Origin of the sequence: Marinobacter halophilus (assembly GCF_003007685.1) — a bacterium.
Lineage (GTDB): Bacteria > Pseudomonadota > Gammaproteobacteria > Pseudomonadales > Oleiphilaceae > Marinobacter > Marinobacter halophilus.
The window spans coordinates 275,071-296,576 of sequence record NZ_PXNN01000016.1 but is presented as its reverse complement, the minus strand read 5'-3'; the positions used below and the strand labels follow the sequence as shown (position 1 = coordinate 296,576).

Genomic DNA, 21,506 nt, shown 5'->3' with positions numbered 1-21,506 from the left:
GCTTGAACTCCATAACAATAAACGATTGCCCGTTAGCTCAGAATCGCCATAGCAGCCACAAGCCAACGATGAGCACAACGATAAACCAGCGGGCATACTGATCCGACGTGTCCTGATCAGCCGGCTTTGTCGCCGGCACTGGCCGGTCAGATTCGTATTCATCAATCAATGCCCGCGCACGGAAAACGTCCTCATCGTCAACATGCACATTACTGAACCCGGCGGCACCAATCTCCCCCATCGCGCCTTGCAGATAATGACCTCCCACGTGGGCGTCAATCCCGTGGGCTCCCAACATCCCGGCGACGATATGGGCTTCGGTGATGTCCCGGGCCCGATAGGCTATTTGCAAGTTGGCTTTCCTCTGTATGCTTTATCATGCTACGAATGTAATTTCAGCATAGTTCCCTTTTTACCGGGCTCCAAAAGGAAAACCCATGCTCTGGATTCTGCTTGCCATTGTTGCTCTTATCGTTGTGGCCACCTTTGTGTTGTTCCGTGTTCACGATCTCTCGCAGTTTGATGATGACGACTGGGCAATCAGGGAGGTTGCACCCAATCCCGCTCACGATGAGGTTATGGAACGCATCAAAGACATGGGGCGGGCCTCCAAAGGATTGAAAGGCAAGGCGAGGCTGATGGCGCTGAGAAACCACCTGGACAGTCTGGGTGAAGGTGTGGAGATTGAGTCCGACATCCGGCATTGCGACTATCCGAAAGGTGAATGGGTGATCGCGCCAGGGGCCGACACTCGCCGACGCGTGCTTTACATTCACGGTGGCGCCTGGGCCGCTGGCAGCCCCCGCAGCCACCGGGCCATTACTGATCGGTTTTCTCACGTCGCCAACGCCGCGGTCTTTGCCCTCGACTACCGCCTGATGCCTGAACACCGCTTTATGGATGGCATACGTGATTGCCGGCAAGCCTACACCTGGCTGCTGAACCACGGTCCGGAGGGTGAGGAAAAAGCCAAGTTTATGGTGGTGGCGGGGGATTCCGCCGGTGGCAGCCACGTTCTGTCACTACTGGCCTGGATTCGGGACAACGGAGTGCGACAGGCCGATGCCGCCATTGCCCTGTCACCATCCACCGACCTTACCCTGACCGCCCCCAGCAATCGGGACAACATCCGCACCGATGCGCTGCTGGGCCCGGTCTTTGGTGGCCTTTCCAAGATTCCATTACCGATACTCTGGTGGGGCACCCTGGCCGCCTTCCGGATTTCCCCGACCAACCCGGTAGCATCACCGCTGCGGGGCCATCTGAATGACCTGCCCCCGACCCTGATCCACGCCAGCACCACCGAAATGCTGCTGCACAACGCCACACGCTATGCCGCCAAGGCGCGGTCCGAGGGGTCGCCGGTGGAGGTGCACACCTGGCAGAACATGGTTCATGTGTGGCATATTTTCTCGCCGCTACTGCCAGAGGCGGAGCAGGCCTTCGATGATATTGGCGAGTTTCTGGCGCGGGTGGAATCAGGGCAGACTGAGGCAAAAACCGCATGAAGCGTTTGCCAGCGACCACGGCTATGTTTGCGCTGATGGTCGGAGCATTGCCCGCGCTGGATTCCGGTGGCTCTGTGTTCTGCTCAGGCGGCTGTGAAATCCGCATCCGAAGTAGTGTGGCTATCTGCAAGTCGAGGCCAGTGCCGGCTTGGTGTTACGCTTCTGAGCGTTGAATGATTCAGGTCGTGACACCGGAATTGAAGTGTTTGACCAATGAAGCCACCTCAGTCACCGGTATCGGCCGGCTGAAAAGATAACCCTGAAAACGTCCACACCCCATCGCCACCAGGGCTGAAAACTGCGCGCGCTCTTCAACCCCTTCGGCGACCAGTCGCATACGATGGTTCTGGCCGATGGCAATGATACTCTCAACCATGTTCCTGGCCGATTCATCTTCGATGATGTTATCCACAAAACTCTTGTCAATCTTCAGTTCATCAATCGGTAGTTTGCGCAGCAGGCTCAGCGATGAGTAGCCGGTGCCGAAATCGTCCATGGACAAACTGACACCGGCATTGCGCAGCTGTTCCAGTATCGGAATGACTTGATCGAAACCAGACATGAACACCGTCTCAGTGATCTCCAGGGTCAGATAATGGGGATGCACACCATGCTTTTTCAGCTCCGATAGCACCAAATAACCAAACCCCGCCTGCATGAACTGCATGGCCGATATATTCACGGACAAATCCAAGGGCTCACGCACCTGATCCAGAAGCTTTCGGAAGTCTGCCAGGCTGCGACTCAACACGTAATTCCCAAGCTCTGCAATCAATCCGCAGGATTCTGCCACCTCGACAAATTCATTGGGTGGCACATACCCCAGTTCCTCGTCATTCCAGCGGGCAAGCGCCTCAACTCCCACTACCCGGCTATGGGTATCCAGTTGCGGTTGATACGCCATGGTTATCTGCATCTGGTTGATAGCGCCCCGAAGCCGCTGCTCAATGTGCACGCGCCGTAAATAACCAGCCTCATAATCATGACGATAGAGGCACACGTCGTTACGGGTCCTTTTGGCCTGATACAGCGCCAAATGGGCACTCCGGACAATACGATTAAAGGAATCACCATGGTCCGGAAATACCGCCGCACCCAGGCTGGCGCCCAGCTGCAGTTTCAACGGCCCAGACGCCATCTCCCGGGCAAGTGCCCGGAGCAAATCGTTACAGTAAGTCAAAAGCTTATCAGGTTCTCGAATACGGCTGATCAGGGCAAATTCATCCCCCCCCAGCCTGGACGCACCATGCTGATCGCTCGCCAGCTTTTGCAGGCAGCGGGCAAACTCAGCCAGTACCTTATCGCCTTGCTCCTGACCGAAGCGATCATTAATACCTCTGAAATTATCAATATCCAGCAGCACAACACCGAATTTCTCGCCCTCGTTAACAAGGTGCTGAATCTGGTCAATCAAACCCACGCGATTAAGCAACGACGTGAGATCGTCGTGCCTTGACTGATACATCAATGCCGACCGGCGTCTCGCCTCTGCCCGGTCAATCTGTCGTACCAGATAAAACAAGAGCACAAACAAAGCCACAAAGACCATCAGAAGAACCAGTCCACGCTCAAGAAAGCTGCTCCATACCGCGCGAATATTGGATTCAGAAGCAATCCAGAGTTCGTATTCAGGCGAGAACCAGGCTCCCCCAATGTAGCGATCACCACCACGCTGGTTGAAGTAGATGCTTGGCACGGGACGGGCTTTCAACACTTCCAGGGTGGCGTTATTGGCCTTTAGCAAATTCTGCCTGTCGGCCTCCCTCTGCTCGGGAGTTCTGTAGATAGCGGCGAAGATTTCCGGAGTGACCCCCTCGCCGGACATAAACTGCATGTAGCCATCATATTCCCGAAAAATCATGACAGCATCATCTGGCCCGGCGTGAAGTTTGCTCCCGAATACGCCCTTTTCGCCATCGGCACGAATGCCGGCAGACATCACGGCAATCACTTCTCCCTTGTCATTCCTCACCGCTTTTCGGGCAGGAATGATCCAGGCGTTCACCGCAGGCAAAAAATAGGTGCGACCCACAATCAGTCGGTCTGACTCCATAGCCCGACGGAAACCCTCGCGGGAGGTTTCCTGCTCCAGAAGATTGGGCATCAAACTGATATCGACAGTGGAGGTAACCTTGACCAGCTGGCCATCCGGCAGTGCCATTCCGAAACCGGCCAACGCAGGACTGGCTTCCATGATGCTGTCTAGAAGGGGCAGCACTTCACGGGTAGAGTTGATCAGGTCTGAGCGAACAAGCTCAGCCGCCGCCACGTCCAGAATTAACTCCTGGGTGCGCAGCACATTGGTAACCGATTGGCTGATGAGTTGAACCCTTGCCTGGTGGTGCGATTCCTGTTTGCTCAGCGTCGCCCGCCACATGCTGGTGAGGATATACGACAGAACAAGCACGCCAACCGCCACAACCACACAGAACAGCGTCCATAAATTGCGTTTGAAGAGAGTCAAAATAACTCCGCCAGTGAGTAATTGTTGTTATCTTTAATCCATCTACTCTGACGTGAGTATAGGCATAAATCTGAAACAGGCGAACTGGTCAGCCTGTTACCGGTGGCTTCTTGCGCACGTATAAAATCTTGTTCACCCGTGCGACCACCGTACCGGACTCGTCAACAATGTCTACGGTCCATTCCGGCAGGTATTTGTCGCCGCCGGCCGTCGCCTGGCGGATCTCGTCCAGTTGATCGGCAGTCAGCTCGAAACGAGCCGTTACGCGGCCCTTACCGGGCCTCACGAAGTCGATACTGGCGGCCTTGTCCCAGACGATGTAATCCTTGCCCAGCCGGCGCATCAGCAGCAGCATGTACATGGGGTCAACCATGCTGTAGAGCGAGCCACCAAAATGCGTACCTACGTAATTAGTGTTGTACCAGTGCTGGCGCATTTCAACGGTAGCGGATGAAAAGTCATCCGCAATCTGGGTAACCTTGATACCCGCACCAAGGTAAGGCGCAAACGTGCTCATAACCCGGCGCATGGCACCGGCACTGGCAAACCAGCGGCGAACGGTAGAGTTCATAGGAATTCCTGATTAAAGCGGGAGAAGTACATAGCCGGCTATCTTGTTCCAGACGGACAGAATATTCAATGCGGGTTCATACGGTCGTTTGAATATTACAGACCAGCAAAAGCCAACTGCAGTGCAATCGCCAGCATCATCAAACCGATGACACCGTCGATAACCCGCCAGGCGCCGGGGCGAGACAACACCGGAGCCAATGAAGAACCTAGCCAGGCCAGGCCGCCAAACCAGAGAACCGACGCACTGCTTGCGCCGGCAACAAAACCGGACGCACTGGCTTGTTGGGCACCCACAGCGGGAATCAGCAAAAGCGTATCCAGATACACCTGGGGGTTCAGTAAGGTCACCGCAAGCGTGGTCAGCAACACGCCTTTCAGACTTCGGCGGGTGTCCTCGCCTGTCTCAAGCACAGCCCTGCCACGACCAGCCCGCACGAATGCCTGAACCGCCAGCCACCCCAAAAACACAACACCGAGCCAGCGCAACACTTCCAGCGCCTGGGGCATGGCCAGGAGCGCCGCCGTTACACCGAACATGCCCAGGGTAAACAGCAAGATATCGGAAGTCATACAGACACCTGCCGACCACCAGTGGTGCTCACGACGGATGGCCTGGCTCAGCACAAACGCGTTCTGAGCTCCAATAGCAACAATGATGCCGCCGCACACCAACAAACCTGTCAGATAACTCTCAAACACGTCACGATTCCAGAACACGGTGGACTACCGGATCACCGGTGAACACCAAACCAATGGGGATAGCTCAACAGGCAGTAGAGCGCCAGCATGTCATAAACCGCATGCCAGACCACCACCAGCTCCAGGCTACCGCTGAGCTGATAGGCACCACCCAGCACCAGACCGAGCCCGGTGGCAACCAGAAAGTAGGTGAACGACACATAGTGCACCAGGCCGAACAGCACGGAAGCTGCCAAGACCGCGGTCCAGGGGCCGGTGTACTGGAGCAACCAGCCCTGGATTGCGCCCCGGAACAGTAGCTCTTCCCCCACCCCCGCCAGCATCGACAACGCCACCAGCACGGGCCAGCGAAAGCTGGCGGCGAAGTCATACAAGCCCTGCATCTGACTGGTGAGATCGTCCGGAAACAGCCAAGACATTTGAGTCAGAAACAACAACAGCAGGTAGGTGACGACGGCACCAAGCACGCCAAACAACAGCGCCTCGGTCAGTCCGAGTCCACCTGACAAGAGCGGAATGTCAAACAGCCAGATGGCAGCCAGACCCACCACACCGATGCCGCCCTGAAACAACAGGGCGGCCGATGCGGACATCGAGGAACCTTTGCGCTCAGGCATGAATCAGTTGGAGAACAGATCCTTGACCGGGAACAGGTCGTCGTAAGTGGGGACCTTTTTCTGGGCCTTGGCCTGGAAGGTTTTCATCATGTCGGTGGGGCGGAACATGCCAGCCTGCCAGGTGGCCATGTACTTCAGGCTGTCTTCCACGCTGTGGTCGCGGCTGTAGTTGAGCATTTCCTTGCAACCGGTGACGGCCAGCGGCGCATTGGCAGCAATCTGTGCGGCGATGGCCATCACCGCTTCCAGCATGGCGTCCTGGCTCTCATACACCGAGTTTACGAAGCCCAGGCGCTGAGCTTCTTCAGCTCCGAACTTGCGACCGGTGTAAGCCAACTCACGCACCACGCCTTCAGGCATCAGTTTGGGCAGGCGCTGCAGAGTGCCGACATCGGCGGTCATGCCCAGCTCGGTTTCTTTGATGGTGAAGTAGGCATCCGCCGTGCAGTAACGGCTATCGGCCGCACACACCAGATCCAGAGCACCACCAATGCAGCCGCCGTGAACCGCCGCCAGCACTGGCAGGCGCACTTTTTCGAGAGACGTCAGCGTGTCCTGCAGCTGCAACACCACCCGGCGCAGGTTCTCGGCCATCCGGCCGGGATCACCACTCATGGGCACCGATTTCGGATCGGAGAACACACCCAGATCCATGCCGGCAGAGAAGTGCTTACCGGTTGACGAAATCACGATCACCCGGGCATCGGTGTTGGCTTCAATGTCCTGTACACAGCGCGGCAACTCCAGCCAGAACGCCTTGTTCATGGTATTCATGGCTTCCGGCCGGCTGAACTGCACGTGGGCGATGTGATTTTTAACGTTGATGTTAAAGCTTTCGTAGTTGGCTAATTCAGACAAGGTGTAGCTCCTTTAAACGCTGTTGCTCTGAAAACGTGTTATTGCTGGCTGACAATCAGCGCCGCCGCCAGCGCCAGGCTGAGGAAAGCCACGATCAGGTTGATCGTCATGCCCCAGCGGGCGTTGTAACCATTGGGAAATTCTTCCGGGCTCAGGGTTTTCAACACTGCCCCAAACTGGCGGGTGGCGTAAAACGCGGTGGCCGCACCCAATAGGATAAACAGCAAGCCCAACCAGTACATCACCACCAGATTAATGCCATCGGCAGTCTCTGGCGTTAGTGCCGCCAGCAACAGACCCGCCCGCTCCACCAGAAACCCGAAGGCGGTCAGGCCCAGACTGGTGCGGTTCCAGGCCAGCAAGGTGCGCTCGGCGGCAAAAAGAACGCGGGGATCTTTCAGGTCAGACATGGTTGATTCCGTATCATCGCAGAAAAAGGTTTCGTATCATCAGGGCGCACATTACCGCGAAACGAGGCACGATGGAATTTACTTTCCTGGGCACATCCGCCGGAACACCCACCCGGTCACGAAACGTCACCGGGCTTGCGCTTTGCCGCTCCGGCCCGAAACCCTGGTACCTGATCGACTGTGGCGAGGGCACCCAGCACCAACTGATGCGCACCCGCTATTCGGTGATGCAGCTGCGGGCGATTTTCATCACCCACATCCACGGTGACCATATCTTCGGTCTGCCCGGGCTGCTCACCAGTGCCTCCATGCTGGGCCGAACCGAGCCACTGGACATCATCGCGCCGGTGCAGGTTCAGAGGTTCATCCATGCTGTGATCGACAACAGCGACTCCAGCCTCAGCTACCCCCTCAACTTTATCAACTCGGAAGCGCCGGAGTTCTACTGGCAGGATGACCAGTTTCGCGTGACCAACGTGGCACTGTCCCACCGCGTGCCCTGCCGAGCCTTTGTGTTCACCGAAATCAATCTGGAACGAAAACTGCGGCAGGACAAACTTCTGGAAGATGGCGTAATGGCCGGCCCGAACTGGGGCGACCTACAAAAGGGCAAAGACGTGCTGCTGGCGGATGGCCGCCTGCTGAAAAGCGACGACTATACCCACATCCCCAGAACCGCCCGCAAACTCATTGTCGGCGGCGACAACGACACCCCTGAGCTGCTGAGAGACGCCTGCCCCGGCACCCATGTGTTGATTCACGAAGCCACTTACACCCAGGACGTGGCGGACCGGGTTGGCCCCTGGCCACAACACAGCTCAGCCCAGCAGGTCGCGCGGTTTGCCCAGAGCGTGAAGCTGCCCAACCTGGTGCTCACCCACTTCAGCTCGCGCTACCAGTCCTATCCCGGTGGCACACCGAATATCAACCAACTGGCGGCTGAAGCCCTGCAGCATTACAAGGGACATTTATTCCTCGCCAACGATTTTGACACCTACCAACTGACAACCGACCTGCAACTGCACCGCCTCACCGACCGCTAGCCACACCCGCCCTCAGGCCTGCGACAGCACGTCTTCGAATATCGCAAAGCATTAAACGATTACTGACCTGATGTTATCAGACACTTTCGGTTCACTCTGCCTGGCTGCCTGGCGGCATCACCAGCCACTCCGGATCGTCGAACTCACCCAAGGGCCGGATTTCCACAAACGGCGCCGCAGTTTTGATGATCTCCGAAATTCTCGGGTCCTTGTCGGCTTCCATCGCGTCCCGGTGGGTCTTGCTGTCCCAGCTGGCAATGGCAATCAGTTTGTTCGGCTCACCAATCTTCCGGTGCAACTCTGTGCCCCGGGCGCCTGGTGCCTGCTGAATCAGCTCACTGGCGCGCACCCAGGCATCGGCGTATTCCTCGGCGGTATGGCCCTCTTGTACGGTGACTTCAAAGATGAATTTCATCGGGCGCTCCTCTGACGACTTGCAGCATTTCCGTCTTGTGGTCCAGACTGGACATTACATGATTAAAATCTCACCACTGGAGTATATGAGATGTATAAAAGAATCCTGGTGCCGGTAGATCTATCCCAGCTGGGTAACATGCCGAAAACCCTCAACACCGCCATCGATGTCGCCAAACACTACCAAGCATCACTGTGCTACGTCACGGTTACCAACAGCACGCCCGGCGCCGCCGCCCACAATCCCGAAGAGCTCGCTGAAAAACTGGCGGAATTCGCGGAGGAGCAGGGCCAGGTTCATGGAATCCAAACTGACTCAAAAGTACTGGAGTCCGTCGACACAGCCGTTGAGCTGGACAAAAAACTGCTGGACGCGATCAAGGACACTGGCTCCGACCTCGTCATTATGGCATCGCATGCGCCCGGCTTGGGCGACAAGCTGCACCTGCTGCGTTCCAACGGTGCCGAAATCGTCAAGCATAGCGATATTTCGGTTTTCATCGTTCGCTGATCCTTGGGTTAGACTGACCGAACATTCACAGGGAAGTTATTCATGTCCGCTCCTGTCGTCTTCGCCGTATTTGCCACAGCCCTGATTGCCGGCTCACTGTTCTACCTGTTCTTCTACCGCAACTGGCAGCGGCAGCGGGAACTGCAGCAGCCATTCCCGAAGCCTTGGCGCCGCTTTCTGAAAACACAGGTGCCCGCGTACAGACGACTGGGAACGCCGCAAAAAAAACGGCTTGAACGCCTTGTTCAGCTTTTTATCGCTGAGAAAGATTACTACGGCTGCGACGGATTTGAAGTCGATGACAGAGTGCGCGTTACCATCGCCGGCCACGCCTGCCTGCTGATTCTGGAGCGGCCGTTTTCAGACTACGACGACGTGCGCAGCATTCTGGTCTATCCGGACGTGTATCGGGCTCAGGGTATGGAAAGCGATGGACTGGTGGTCAGTGAAAGCAACCAGATCCGCGCGGGTGAAGCCTCCTCCCGTGGCCAGGTGGTACTGGCCTGGCGCGAGTGCGAAAGCGCTATCGCCGAACCGCACAGCCCGCACAATGTGATCCTTCACGAATTCGCCCACCAGCTGGATTATCTGGACGGCACCGCCGATGGTGCACCGCCGCTGTATGGCGAGCAGGCCCGGAACTGGCAAGAAACCATGACCAAGGCCTGGGACCACCTGCAACACCGCCTGGCGCACCATCACAAGCCCTGGCTGGACCCTTACGGCGCCACCGAGCCGGCGGAGTTCTTTGCGGTACTGACTGAAACCTTTTTCCAGCAACCGGAGCACCTGCTCGAGGTGCAGCCCGAGGTGTACAAAACCCTGTGCGGCTATTACCGGCTGGACCCGCGGGATTTCAGCAGCCATCACCCCTGACGCCAAGGCGGTCCAGATACAGATGCAACTCCTGCTCGCTGATGTTCACGTATTCCAGCACCCGGCCATAGAGCATCACCGTGGGCACGTTGCGGCCGCCCCGCTCCTTCTGGGTCTCCTGCAGTACGTACAGTATCGTCCTTTCGGTTTTTGTGAGACCATCCCGCGCATCGGGGATCACCTCGTCTATTCCGCGTAAACTGCTCATATTTCTGAATCCGGTAAGCTGCCCATGGAAATCAAAGTCAATTATCTCGACAACCTGAGGCTTGAGGCCAAATTTGACGATTTCACCGTCATTTCCGACCAGCCCGTCCGCTACAAAGGCGATGGCTCGGCGCCCGGCCCGTTTGATTACTTCCTGGCCTCCTCGGCCATGTGCGCAGCCTACTTTGTGAAGGTGTACTGCAACGCCCGCGACATTCCCACGGAAAACATCCGCCTGTCGCAAAACAACATTGTAGACCCGGAAAACCGCTACAAGCACATTTTCAAGATTCAGGTGGAACTACCGGAAGACATCTCCGACAAGGACCGCCAGGGCATTCTGCGCTCCATCGACCGCTGCACCGTCAAAAAAGCCATACAAGCCGGCCCGGATTTCCAGATTGAGGTGGTGGAAAACCTGGACGAAGACGCCCAGGCCCTGCTCACCGTCAAACCGGAAGGCGAAGCAAGCACATACATCGAAGGCAAAGACCTGCCCCTGGAAACCACCATCGCCAACATGAGTGGCATTCTGGCGGATCTGGGCATGAAAATCGAAATTGCCTCCTGGCGCAACATCGTGCCCCACGTGTGGTCGCTGCACATTCGCGATGCGGCCTCGCCCATGTGCTTCACCAACGGCAAGGGTTCCACCAAGGAAGCCGCCCTGTGCTCGGCCCTGGGTGAGTTCATCGAGCGGCTTAACTGCAACTTCTTCTACAACGATCAGTACTTCGGCCAGGACATCGCCAACAGCGCGTTCGTGCATTATCCGAACGAGAAATGGTTCCAGCCTGGCCCGGAAGGCGAGCTGCCCGCGGGCATCCTGGACGACTACTGTCTTGAGATTTTCAACCCGGACGGCGAGCTGCTCGGTACCCACCTGTTTGACACCAACTCCGGCACCCCGGAACGCGGCATCTGCAGCATTCCCTACGTGCGCCAGTCGGATGGGGAAACCGTGTACTTCCCCTCCAACCTGATTGAAAACCTGTACCTCAGCAACGGCATGAGTGCCGGCAACACTCTGCCGGAAGCCCAGGTACAGTGCCTGTCGGAAATCTTCGAGCGGGCGGTCAAGAAAGAGATTATCGAAAACGAAATCGCCCTGCCGGACGTGCCCAACGAGGTACTGGCCAAGTACCCGGACATCGTCGAAGGCATCCAGGCCCTGGAAGATCAGGGCTTCCCGGTACTGGTGAAAGATGCCTCCCTCGGCGGCCAGTTCCCGGTGATGTGCGTTACCCTGATGAACCCGAAAACCGGCGGCGTGTTTGCTTCCTTCGGCGCCCATCCCAGCTTTCAGGTGGCGCTGGAGCGCAGCCTGACCGAACTGCTGCAGGGCCGCAGTTTTGAAGGTCTGAACGACCTGCCGGCGCCCACCTTCAACTCCATGGCGGTGACCGAGCCCAACAACTATGTTGAGCACTTTATCGATTCCAGCGGTGTGGTGTCCTGGCGCTTCTTCAGTGCCCGGTCAGATTACGACTTTGCCGAGTGGGATTTCTCCGGCACCAACGCCGAAGAAGCCACCGCGTTGTTCGGCATCCTCGAAGACCTGGGCAAGGAATGCTACATGGCGGTATTCGAAGATCTGGGCGCACCGGTCTGCCGCATACTGGTGCCGGGCTACTCCGAAGTGTACCCGGTGGAAGACCTGGTCTGGGACAACACCAACCTGGCGCTGGCATTCCGGGAAGACATCCTCAACCTGCATCGCCTCAGTGACGACGAGCTGACCGGCCTGGTAGCCCGCCTGGAAGAGGCCGAGCTCGACGTCTACATGACCATCGTCACACTGATCGGCATCGAGTTTGATGAAAACACCGTGTGGGGCCAGCTCACCATCCTGGAACTGAAACTGCTGATCTACCTGGCCATTGGCGAGCTGGAAGAAGCCCAGGAGCTGGTCGAGATGTTCAGGCAGTTCAACGACAACACGGTTGAGCGCGGCCTGTTCTACCAAGCCATGCAGGCGGCTCTGGAAGCCACGCTGGATGACGAACTGGCGCTGGACGATTACCTCTTCAACTTCCGCCGCATGTTTGGCGATGAGGTGATGAACGCCGTCGTGGGCTCCATCAACGGCACCGTGCGTTTCTTTGGTCTCGAAGAAACCGGCATGGACCTGCGCGGTCTGGACCGGCACCTGAAGATGATCGAGAGCTATAAAAAGCTCCATGCGGCCAGGGCCCGAAAGGCCGGCCTACAGCCTTAGGCTGTAGGCCGGATACCGACTTTCACTTGGCCATCAAGTACTCAGCCAGCGCCTGATAGGCAGGCAACGAGGTCGGGTCGATTCTGGAGTTAGCGGCGGTAGGGAAGGAGGCAAAGCGTACGATGACCATGTCGGCTGTGGGGTCCACATAGATAGTCTGGCCGTGCACCCCGCGTGCCGCGAAAGCGCCATGGTCATTATGGAACAACCACCACATGCTTCGGTAACTGCCTCCAGCCAGGGTTGAATAGCCCGCTTTGGCGAATGCTTCTCTGTCCCCACCCGCACGGATGTTGTCGACCACTTTGCGCGGGAACAGCGCTTCACCATTGATCACACCATCACTGAGCATCAACTGGCCAACTCGCCCCAGGTCTCTGAGGCCGGCACTCAAGCCGCCGCCGGCAAACGGTGTGCCTTTGGCATCGACCGTCATATAGCCGTCTTGCTCGGCCCCCATTCTGCTCCAGATTCGTTCAGAGAGTAAATGCGCAACATCCTTCCCGATTACCCGCGAGATAATCCAGCCAAGCGCATCGGAGTTGATGGTGCGATATCCAAAGGCTTCGCCATGAGTACCGTCCTGTTTCACGGTCTGCAGGTACTCGAAGTATCCGTTCGGGCCCACATAGCCCTCCGGTTTCGGCAACGGACTGGCTGCTTTCGAATAAACCCAGATATCGGCATTCGGGTCGGCGTAGTTTTCGCTGTATTGAAGGCCCGTGGTCATATCCATTACCTGGCGCACGGTCGCACTGCCAAAGGCGCTGTCTTCAAGCTCGGGAATAATGGAGCCAACCTTTGCGCCCTCGTCCAGGCGGCCTTCAACCACCAGGATCTCCGCCAGCAAACCGGTCAACGACTTGGTCATCGACATAGCGGCGTGCTTGCCCGCCTCACTCAGGCAGCCAGAGTAGTGCTCATAGACCACCCGACCCTCGTGTAAAACCAGCAGACCATCCGTGTAGTTGGCAAACAAGGACTCGCGCCAGGTCATCGCGGTGTCGCTGCCCAAAGGCAGGAAGCGCACCGCATCAATCCCCTCATCGGGTGCGGAAGCCAGTGGCACTGGCGCTCCAATCCCCCGGCTCACCTGCTTGGTGGGCATCAGCTCGCGAATGTGGCACACCGTCCAGCGCATCTTCGGAAAACTGAAAAAGTCCGATTCCGGCTGCATGATCAATTTCTCGGCCGGCGGCGGGAAGCCCTGCATCCAGGCCATTTTGCCTGGGTCTGAGTCCTCTGCACTCAATGGGCTGGTCGCATGCGCCACCGTTGAGTACAGGCTGGCCAAAACAAACGCACCACCAAACCCGAAGGCCAGAAATCGATTCAACACCATTCGAACCCCTCAATAATGAAAGTGGATAGCACAACCCAATCCCATGCAGTGACTGTTCAAATACTAACTCAATCTCTAGGTGGTAGCTCCCACAAATGCCCTACCAAAACACGCCGCGAGGGCAGTTTTTATCCGGGAGCTGATCCAACGCAGGCGCAGATCGCCACCACTTCCGTCACCACCGCATTCCCACACTCAATCCGATTGCGAATAGCCATCCAGCGCCACCCTGAACTATATTAGAGCAAGCCTATAAACGAGAGTGAAAAAACGTGCCACCATCGGATGAGAATCAGGACGCCGTCGATCTTCACCTGCTTCAGGGCATGCTGGACACCATGAGTGACCACGTGTTCATCCTCCGCGCCGAAGGGGCTCGCTATCGGCTGGTGTATTGCAACCCCGCCATGGACACCTTCATGAATCACAGCGATGCCCTGCTGTGTGGCCGCTACCTTGATGAAATCGTCCCGGACCCGGGTCTCTGCAAGAAAATCTCTGATAACTACACCAGGGTGATCCAGGCAGGTGCGCCAATGCGTTATGAGGAAGACACCGAAGGCTTCTCCACTCCCATCACAATCTTTGAGACCACCTTATCGCCGCTGCTTGGAAGGGACGGCAACACGACTTACGTTTGCGGCATTTCCCGGAACATCACCGCTCGTCGTAATGCAGAGGCCGCGTTGCAGAAAACCAACGCCATCCTCCAGCAACAACTGGAGGAAAATCGCCGCCTGCACGACCAGCTCGAGCAAGAGGCCATCCGTGACCCGCTGACCAACCTGTTTAACCGCCGGTATTTCATGGAAAGCCTGCAGCGGGAGCTGGACAGGGCTCAAAGGGGGCAGTACTCACTCACCCTGATGATGGTGGACCTTGACTACTTCAAGCAACTGAATGACCAGCATGGCCACTCCTTCGGCGACCAGGTGTTGGTGGAGTTCAGTCAGCGCCTCGCCCAGAGCATGCGCAAAGAAGATGTGGTCTGTCGCTGGGGCGGGGAAGAATTCCTGATCATGATGCCGGGACTGGCCCTGACTGACGCCAAGTGTCGAATCATGGAATGGCAAAAGACACACAGCCCCATGAACATCACCGGCACCAACAAGCCAATCGAGGTCAGCTTTTCCATTGGTCTTGCCACCGCTCCCGATCACGGCCTGCTGCCAGACGACATCATCAATGCCGCGGACAAGGCCTTGTACCAGGCAAAAGAAAAGGGCAGGAACCAGATACGGATCGCTGGCGAAAACGGGAGGTTAGCGCCGTAATCCTCCGCATGACAATTAGCTGGCAACGAAAGCGGCATTCGCGCCTGGCGTGAATAAGCGGTTCCGATTCACTCCGAAGCCTATCTGCCCGGCATCGATTGTTTTAACATACGCAGCCCTCAACACGCCCGCCTGCCAACCTGTTTTATCTGCAGCCGCTGATCGCCAGAGGTGTTCCTGCAACTCACACAGAGACTTGCCATGTCTGCCAACGTCTTGTATACCGACCTGTCAGGCTGCTACGACCTGATGTGTGCCGACATCGATTACCCGGCGCAGAGCCAAGGTGTCCGGCGGCTGCACCAGCTGTTCGGCAACGGCGGCACCCGCCATCTTGACCTGGCCTGCGGGACCGGGCCGCACATCCGGCATTGCATCCCGGAATGATCCATGGTCATACAGCCGATGTTGAAATGGGCTTGCGCTCCCACCGAACGGCGTTTATTACATCCTTAGCAGTGACAGCCGTCTGGTTCACGGTAACGAAACCCAGCCGGAATTGCGTCATCTTCAACAAGCCGCAGGCACGTGGCAGCGCTCCTTGTTCGGGGTTCCCACTTCCGGGCTGCCTGGATCGGGCCAGGCGGGCAAAGCAGAGCTGACACGCCCCGGACTCACATAAACTTACAGGCAATCGCTTTGATCATTCAGGCAATTTGTTTAGCCTAGGCTGACTGCGTTTGCACTGAGGTACTGGCGTTTGAGACAAGCCCACATTATGAAGAACTCCAGGTCAATCTGTGGGGCCATCTTTCTGCGTTTGACAATGTTTTTGTGTGCTTCGCAAATCCCTGCAATTGTCTTGGTAGTCATGCTGGCAGCCCTTGCCTCAGCTGCTACAGTCGCCAACAACAAAAAGCCACTGGATATCGACTTCCACACTTTGAGGCAGTCCGCGGCATCCTTGACCGGCAATGCACACACGCCAGTTCTCCGCGAGTGGGAAATCTTGTTAGATAATGCTCACGAGCTGAGCATAGGTGAGCGTCTCCAAGCCGCAAACCGTTTTTTCCATGCCAACGTCACGTATGTTGAAGACATCGACAACTGGAACAAAAGCGACTATTGGGCTACCCCCCTCGAAACCCTGACCCGCGGCAAAGGGGACTGTGAAGACTACGCAATCGGCAAATATGTCAGTCTGCTCCACTTAGGCATCCCAAATGAACGCCTCCGGTTAATCTACGTCCGTGCAAAAATCGGTGGCGCTTCATCCCCTATATCACGGCCACACATGGTTCTTGCCTACTATGAAAGCCCCCAATCAGAGCCACTGATTCTCGATAGCCTAACCCGAGACATCCACCCCGCAAGCGAAAGACCAGACTTACTCCCGGTCTTCAGTTTTAATAGTGACGGCTTGTGGGTGGGCAACCAACGCTCTTCGGCAGCATCTCCAACCCAACGCCTTTCTCGCTGGAGAGATGTGATCGAGCGAATGAATACCGAAGGAATCACATGGAACAAAGATTGAACTTTAGGCGCGAAGCGCTTGCCGACAGAATATTTAGCAGCAAGGTGACCTTATGACTTTAAGCAAACAGCTTTGGCTACTCATATCTATATTGCTGGTCAGTGCCTTTTTAGGGAGCTTTGTATTTAGCAGCCTGAGCATCCGCACATACGTGGAGGAGCAGCTCGTGGTGAAAAATACCGACACGGCGAATGCGCTTGCACTGACGATTTCGCAAACAGAAAAAGATGAGGCCCTGATAGAAACGTTCATGGCAACCCAGTTCGATTTGGGTCATTTCAAACATATATCGCTTCAGCCTTTAACCGGTGAACCTATTATTTTTGAGTCGGGCCGACCCTCAGAAAGCAAAACAGTGCCCATTTGGTTTAAAACACTGCTGCCTTTATCTTCACCAGAGGCGACGGCCAGGGTGATGGACGGGTGGGGAGAATATGGTTTGTTGCGCGTTGCCAGCGACACAGACAGCGCCTATGGCCTCCTGTGGAGCAACATAATACGAACCATGCTTTGGCTGATGGCCTTGCTGATCCTTGTCGCCATCGCTGCACGCTATCTGGTAAGAACCATCACTCGCCCACTGGAAGACGTCGTGCGGCAAGCAGAATCCATCGGCCGACAGCAGTTTATCGAGGCTAAAGAACCGAACACAGAAGAGCTGAAACGAGTCGTTAAGTCGATGAATCTGCTGTCACGCAATGTGAAACAACTCCTCGTAAACGAAAGACAGCATGTGGAAGCGCTCCGAAAGTCACTCCAATATGACGCGCTCACAGGGCTCGCGAACCGTTCGGTTTTCATGCAATCACTGCAAACACTCCTTGATGAGGGCTCGGCGGATCAGGAGCACAGGCTATTAATGTTCCGAGTAATGGACCTGCTCGAACTTAACCAGCGCCTGGGTCGCAAACAAACCGACCAGATACTGTGTGGAGTTGCTGACTGCCTCAGTCAACTTCAGGGTTCCTTGGATGTCGCCCAAACCGTTGTTGCTGCCCGGCTGAACGGATCCGACTTCGCTCTTCTTATAAGCGGCAAAGCTAATCTGAAAGCACTGGTTACCAAATTAAACGAAGCCCTACGGACCTCGTGGGAGCAGTGTTTACCGAGCGAAGGCCAACGAGTGCCCATTATTATCGCGGCAACCAACATAAAAGGAGACGATCAGAGGGAGGCCATTATGACACATCTGGATGGCCTTTTAGCCCAAGCCGAAATGGAATGGCCCGAACAGAATTCGGTCATTTCGAAATCCAGATACTCCGGTTATGGTTTTTCCGTGGATCAGTGGCGCGCCGTTCTGACTGGCGCACTTGACTCAGGAAATCTGGGCCTCGCCGTTGACCAAGTCAAAACGTCATTTGATGACATAGTGCTGGAAGAGCTGACTCTGACTATTGCAACTCCGAACTGGAACATTCCAGCCCAGCATTTCCGGCCGTGGGCTCGCAGATTTGGCATTGAGGAAGCGTTCGATCAACGACTGTTCTCGGAAGCACTCGCGCTATTAGAAACCAATCAAGACAAACAGCTTTCCGTAAGATTGTCCCAAGATACCGTCTCAAGCGTTAGCTTTCTGTCCAATATGACCGAGCAACTAAAACGCTATCCTGATCAGGGCCACCGCCTGACATTAGCGATCCGAGAATCCACTGCCGTTACCAGCCCGATTCATTTCGCAGCCTTTGCGAAAATGGTTAGTGAGCTCGGTACCAAAGTGGGCCTCGTTGATGCCTCAGCGGAATTTCTCTCATCTGATTTGCTGCCGTCACTGGGTTTGTCATTTATCCACCTCGACCCAAACCTCACAACGGACATAATGAACAACGGCAAAGAAGAACTATTCATCCAGCGAATCTGCAGCGTTGCACATTCAGTCGGGATGAAAGTGTTTATTGATGAGCCTGCCATTGATCAGAAAAAACAGGCGCTTCAGTGCGGGGTAGATGGGTTCCGCTACAGAAAAAACTGAAACCATAAAAAACACCCCGCCACAGCAATTGTGGCGGGGTGCTTCCAAAGAACCCGACTCACGTCGGGGCATTATGAGCCTTAAGAGTCAATATTTAGCTGACCATTATTGAGCAATGCCTGGATGAACTGTTCAGACGTCTGGCCATCCATACTGACGTTCTCAAGCGTAATCACTTGATCAGCGTTAGCCGTCTCGCCACTCAGACTACCTTGGCTATTGACGTACAGAACGGTGTCCCCGCTTCCGTTTTCTTCCGCGATGATGTAGTTGAGTAGATTTGTCTCGTTTTCGCCTTGCAAGAGGTCTGCGAGGTCAAGACGATCGGCTTCACCAGTGCCTGTGTAGTTACCTTCAGTGAAATCTCGAATCACATCCTGTGCAGGCGTTGTTGTGGTGCCCTGGTCACCGAGCTCCCAGCGGAAGACGTCCGCTCCAGCGCCACCGGTCAGGATGTCGTCGCCGGCACCACCAATCAAGACGTCATTACCAGCACCGCCATCAAGGATGTCGTCACCCTCACCACCGTAAAGGACGTCCGAATTGCTCGAACCGATGAGCGAATCATCTCCTGAGGTACCGAGTAGATAGTTCTTAACATCACTTGTTGTATTCCCTGCAGTGTCGGTTGCAATGACAGAAACCGATCCAGTGTTGCTAGTCGAAGGATATATTACAGTGCTCCAAGCGCCCTGGTTATCTGCCAGGACTGTGTCGATCAAGTCACCATTTTCATCGAAGACCTCAACCGACGCTGCAGGCTGTGAGGTTCCTACAATACTTATCATTTGGTATCCGACCACGCTAGACGGGTCCTGATCATTCGTAAAGTAATTGCCACCCCAATTATCAATGCCAAGTGTATCGACGGCCAGGGCATAACTCGCACCATTGATGCTACCAGAGAACATGACTACCGCATCTTCGAAAAAACCCGATTCATTGGCAAAAACATCTGAACGCGTCAAAGAACCTAACATTTCTCGACTAATCCAATAAGGATTTGCCTCTGACCCCACGTTTTCTTCCCAAGTCAGCGAGTAAACATCGTTTATGCCAAACAGGTAAGTATCTGCACTTTCGCCGGTCGCCTGAATCGTAAGATTTCTAGTAGCCGATGCATTCAGAGAATCAGCAGATATAGTCTCACCGGAATCGGTAACGTCAATCTCATATTGCCGAACACCAAATTCAGCATCTGACAACTCATTCCAAACGGTGTCTATTATATCAGTCGACTCTCCTCCAGTAACCCAACTAACACTCTCTATAGCAACAGCAGGCGGAACAATATTTACCGAGATGCTATCGAAAGATGTCACCGTATCGCCATTTGCTGATTCAGTAGACGTTGCAGTAACGGTGAGTTCCAAATTACCCGTGACAGCCTCAGGAGTCTTGAGTATAAGCTCGTCCAGATCCCACTCTGTCACATCAACCACATCACTTGTTGAAGTCGAGGTAAATGCATTATTGCCATCTGACAAAACAGCTCCCTCTGGCAAACCTTCAATGCTGACCGTCAAAGTCTCAGAGCCATCCGTATCGGTTAACTCAGCCTCAACCTCAGAGAGCGGAATCCACCGGCCAGCAACGCCTTCATTCACTTCAAAAGTCGTATAGAACCCACCTTCTTCGTCAAATTCTGACGGACGTACTCCCTGTTCTTCCAGAGAACTCACATCGGGGAACAAGGCCGCATTATCGGTCGACAAGATCTCCGCCGTTGAACCATCCACAGACATCCATACATCGTACCCTCCAGGACCACTATTGTTGTGCTTATAGATATCAATGGAATAGTAACCACTTTCAGATGGTTCAAATGCACCACTATACCGTGCTGGTCCTTCCTCACCGTTTGGTGCGGTTCCCGTTACACCCCAGCGACCAGCGGCCACCAGATCACCACCTACAACAATCGCACCGCTATCATCAGCATAACCGCCAAAGGTATATTCTTTGCCGGCTTCCAGATAGATCAACCCTGATGTTTTCGTCCCCTGCTGGGCATCCAGACCATTACTGCGATCTACATTAACCTCTGTCGAAATCGCCGTTAAAGCTGGCTCGCCCGCGTCATCAAACGCTGTTATAAGAGTAGATGGATCTACGCCGTTGCCACCGCTCCCGATAGACAGACCGTCCCAAGTCTCAATTTTTAAGCCAACACCCTCAGGTACACTATTATCAGCAACCAGCAACAAGTTGGGAGTATCGGCTACCGGGGTTACCTCAATCTGCAAAGCAGCTGATCCGACACCACCCCGACCATCTTCAACCGTGTACGCAACATCAGGGAAAGTTCCACTCCAGTCCTCAAACGGAACAAAATCGAAATCACCATTCCCTTGGAGCGTAATTGTTCCTTCTCCGGCAATGGTTGCGGAATCGCCAGCGACATACTGTATTCCGTCTACTTCAAATACCGTAACGGTTAACTCATCACCGTCTTGGTCCGTATCGTTGTTCAGAACATTTCCAGAAAGCGCTACATCTTCATCAGTAACCGCATGCAAGTCGTTGGCAATAGGAGCTGCGTTGATCGACACATTGTTACCAACGCCCGCGTTGCCAGCCAAATCAGTAAAACTACCATCAGCTACCGAAATCTCGATAGGCCCACTGGCATCTGCAGTAAAGGTTGCAGACCAGGTAATTGAGTCCACCTGACTAAAGTTAATGAGCGCTCCACCACTAACATCCACATCGCCAACTTCAAAGCCGGTTACGAGCTCACTGAAGGTGAAGGTGATCTCTGCTTCCTCTCCATCTGCTAACGTCTGCTCGCTGGCGCTGATTTCGATCGATGGAGGTGTGGTGTCCAGCTCGGCGTTGTCCTGGGCCGTGATGGTGTTGCCGTTGTTGTCCTCGGTGCTCGCATCGATGGTCAGCGGGCCGTCGGTCAGGCCGCTAACGTCCACGCCGGCNNCGCTGTAGTTGCCATCCGCATCCACGGTGGCCGTGGCCGTCACGGTGTTTCCGTTCTGGTCGGTGATCGTCAGGTTGACGGTCTCACCGGCACCCACGTCGGTGCTGGTACCGG

At 55.4% G+C, this 21,506-nt stretch carries 19 protein-coding genes and 1 pseudogene; 9 read left to right on the top strand and 11 right to left on the bottom strand.

The features are described 5' to 3' along the window. Window positions 1–37: 37 nt before the first annotated feature. Window positions 38–352 carry a putative signal transducing protein gene (locus C7H08_RS13805; protein ID WP_106672814.1) on the bottom strand — a complete coding sequence of 105 codons (315 nt, stop codon included), beginning with the start codon at window positions 350–352 and terminating at the stop codon, window positions 38–40. Between the two features lie 85 nt (window positions 353–437). On the opposite strand from C7H08_RS13805, the gene C7H08_RS13800 reads away from it, so the two are divergent. Then, window positions 438–1,508 (top strand): alpha/beta hydrolase, encoded by a 1,071-nt coding sequence (locus C7H08_RS13800; RefSeq protein ID WP_106672813.1) that lies wholly within the window; start codon window positions 438–440, stop codon window positions 1,506–1,508. A gap of 178 nt (window positions 1,509–1,686) precedes the next feature. Here the strand turns inward: C7H08_RS13800 and C7H08_RS13795 are convergent, their stop codons facing one another. The 6 genes from C7H08_RS13795 to C7H08_RS13770 form a co-directional block, all read right to left on the bottom strand. After that, window positions 1,687–3,972, bottom strand: coding sequence for a putative bifunctional diguanylate cyclase/phosphodiesterase (locus C7H08_RS13795; protein ID WP_106672812.1), 2,286 nt, complete (start codon window positions 3,970–3,972; stop codon window positions 1,687–1,689). Window positions 3,973–4,060: 88 nt separating this feature from the next. Then, window positions 4,061–4,543, bottom strand: coding sequence for a DUF4442 domain-containing protein (locus tag C7H08_RS13790; RefSeq protein ID WP_106672811.1), 483 nt, complete (start codon window positions 4,541–4,543; stop codon window positions 4,061–4,063). A gap of 95 nt (window positions 4,544–4,638) precedes the next feature. Beyond that, complete coding sequence (locus C7H08_RS13785; protein ID WP_106672810.1) at window positions 4,639–5,244, bottom strand: LysE/ArgO family amino acid transporter; 606 nt, start codon at window positions 5,242–5,244, stop codon at window positions 4,639–4,641. 32 nt (window positions 5,245–5,276) lie between these two features. After that, on the bottom strand, window positions 5,277–5,837 hold the full coding sequence (locus C7H08_RS13780) for a CPBP family intramembrane glutamic endopeptidase (RefSeq protein ID WP_106672853.1): 561 nt from the start codon (window positions 5,835–5,837) through the stop codon (window positions 5,277–5,279). Between the two features lie 27 nt (window positions 5,838–5,864). Then, complete coding sequence (locus C7H08_RS13775) at window positions 5,865–6,719, bottom strand: crotonase/enoyl-CoA hydratase family protein (RefSeq protein WP_106672809.1); 855 nt, start codon at window positions 6,717–6,719, stop codon at window positions 5,865–5,867. A 38-nt stretch (window positions 6,720–6,757) separates the two neighbouring features. Beyond that, window positions 6,758–7,129 (bottom strand): YidH family protein, encoded by a 372-nt coding sequence (locus C7H08_RS13770; RefSeq protein WP_106672808.1) that lies wholly within the window; start codon window positions 7,127–7,129, stop codon window positions 6,758–6,760. A 71-nt stretch (window positions 7,130–7,200) separates the two neighbouring features. Here C7H08_RS13770 and C7H08_RS13765 point away from each other — a divergent pair, with 71 nt between their 5' ends. Continuing rightward, window positions 7,201–8,172: a ribonuclease Z gene (locus C7H08_RS13765; RefSeq protein WP_106672807.1), complete on the top strand. Its 972-nt coding sequence runs from the start codon at window positions 7,201–7,203 to the stop codon at window positions 8,170–8,172. Window positions 8,173–8,263: 91 nt separating this feature from the next. On the opposite strand, the gene C7H08_RS13760 is transcribed toward C7H08_RS13765, so the two are convergent. Next, window positions 8,264–8,587, bottom strand: coding sequence for an antibiotic biosynthesis monooxygenase family protein (locus C7H08_RS13760; RefSeq protein WP_106672806.1), 324 nt, complete (start codon window positions 8,585–8,587; stop codon window positions 8,264–8,266). Window positions 8,588–8,677: 90 nt separating this feature from the next. Between C7H08_RS13760 and C7H08_RS13755 the strand changes: the two genes are divergently transcribed. Together C7H08_RS13755 and C7H08_RS13750 are read left to right on the top strand one after the other, a co-directional pair. Beyond that, window positions 8,678–9,097 carry a universal stress protein gene (locus tag C7H08_RS13755; RefSeq protein ID WP_106672805.1) on the top strand — a complete coding sequence of 140 codons (420 nt, stop codon included), beginning with the start codon at window positions 8,678–8,680 and terminating at the stop codon, window positions 9,095–9,097. A gap of 42 nt (window positions 9,098–9,139) precedes the next feature. Continuing rightward, the gene (locus tag C7H08_RS13750) at window positions 9,140–9,973 is read left to right on the top strand and encodes a M90 family metallopeptidase (RefSeq protein WP_106672804.1); all 834 of its coding nucleotides are present in this window, start codon (window positions 9,140–9,142) and stop codon (window positions 9,971–9,973) included. Here C7H08_RS13750 and C7H08_RS13745 read toward each other — a convergent pair. After that, window positions 9,954–10,181, bottom strand: coding sequence for a hypothetical protein (locus tag C7H08_RS13745; protein WP_106672803.1), 228 nt, complete (start codon window positions 10,179–10,181; stop codon window positions 9,954–9,956). The genes C7H08_RS13750 and C7H08_RS13745 overlap by 20 nt on opposite strands. A gap of 24 nt (window positions 10,182–10,205) precedes the next feature. Between C7H08_RS13745 and C7H08_RS13740 the strand changes: the two genes are divergently transcribed. Beyond that, window positions 10,206–12,398, top strand: coding sequence for an OsmC domain/YcaO domain-containing protein (locus tag C7H08_RS13740; RefSeq protein ID WP_106672802.1), 2,193 nt, complete (start codon window positions 10,206–10,208; stop codon window positions 12,396–12,398). Between the two features lie 22 nt (window positions 12,399–12,420). On the opposite strand, the gene C7H08_RS13735 is transcribed toward C7H08_RS13740, so the two are convergent. Then, entirely contained in the window at window positions 12,421–13,740 is a 1,320-nt protein-coding gene (locus tag C7H08_RS13735) for a serine hydrolase domain-containing protein (protein WP_227663399.1), read from the bottom strand. 272 nt (window positions 13,741–14,012) lie between these two features. Between C7H08_RS13735 and C7H08_RS13730 the strand changes: the two genes are divergently transcribed. The 4 genes and pseudogenes from C7H08_RS13730 (at window position 14,013) to C7H08_RS13715 (ending at window position 18,460) form a co-directional block, all read left to right on the top strand. Then, window positions 14,013–15,014 (top strand): sensor domain-containing diguanylate cyclase, encoded by a 1,002-nt coding sequence (locus C7H08_RS13730; protein WP_106672801.1) that lies wholly within the window; start codon window positions 14,013–14,015, stop codon window positions 15,012–15,014. A 201-nt stretch (window positions 15,015–15,215) separates the two neighbouring features. After that, window positions 15,216–15,386, top strand: a pseudogene (locus tag C7H08_RS13725) (SAM-dependent methyltransferase); the annotation flags it as partial. Between the two features lie 346 nt (window positions 15,387–15,732). Continuing rightward, the gene (locus C7H08_RS13720; RefSeq protein WP_227663400.1) at window positions 15,733–16,488 is read left to right on the top strand and encodes a transglutaminase-like cysteine peptidase; all 756 of its coding nucleotides are present in this window, start codon (window positions 15,733–15,735) and stop codon (window positions 16,486–16,488) included. Window positions 16,489–16,540: 52 nt separating this feature from the next. Beyond that, window positions 16,541–18,460, top strand: a complete 1,920-nt coding sequence (locus tag C7H08_RS13715; protein ID WP_106672800.1) for a bifunctional diguanylate cyclase/phosphodiesterase — start codon at window positions 16,541–16,543, stop codon at window positions 18,458–18,460. Window positions 18,461–18,540: 80 nt separating this feature from the next. Here C7H08_RS13715 and C7H08_RS18565 read toward each other — a convergent pair whose 3' ends face one another. Continuing rightward, entirely contained in the window at window positions 18,541–21,384 is a 2,844-nt protein-coding gene (locus C7H08_RS18565) for an Ig-like domain-containing protein (RefSeq protein WP_423793514.1), read from the bottom strand. Window positions 21,385–21,506: the final 122 nt, after the last annotated feature.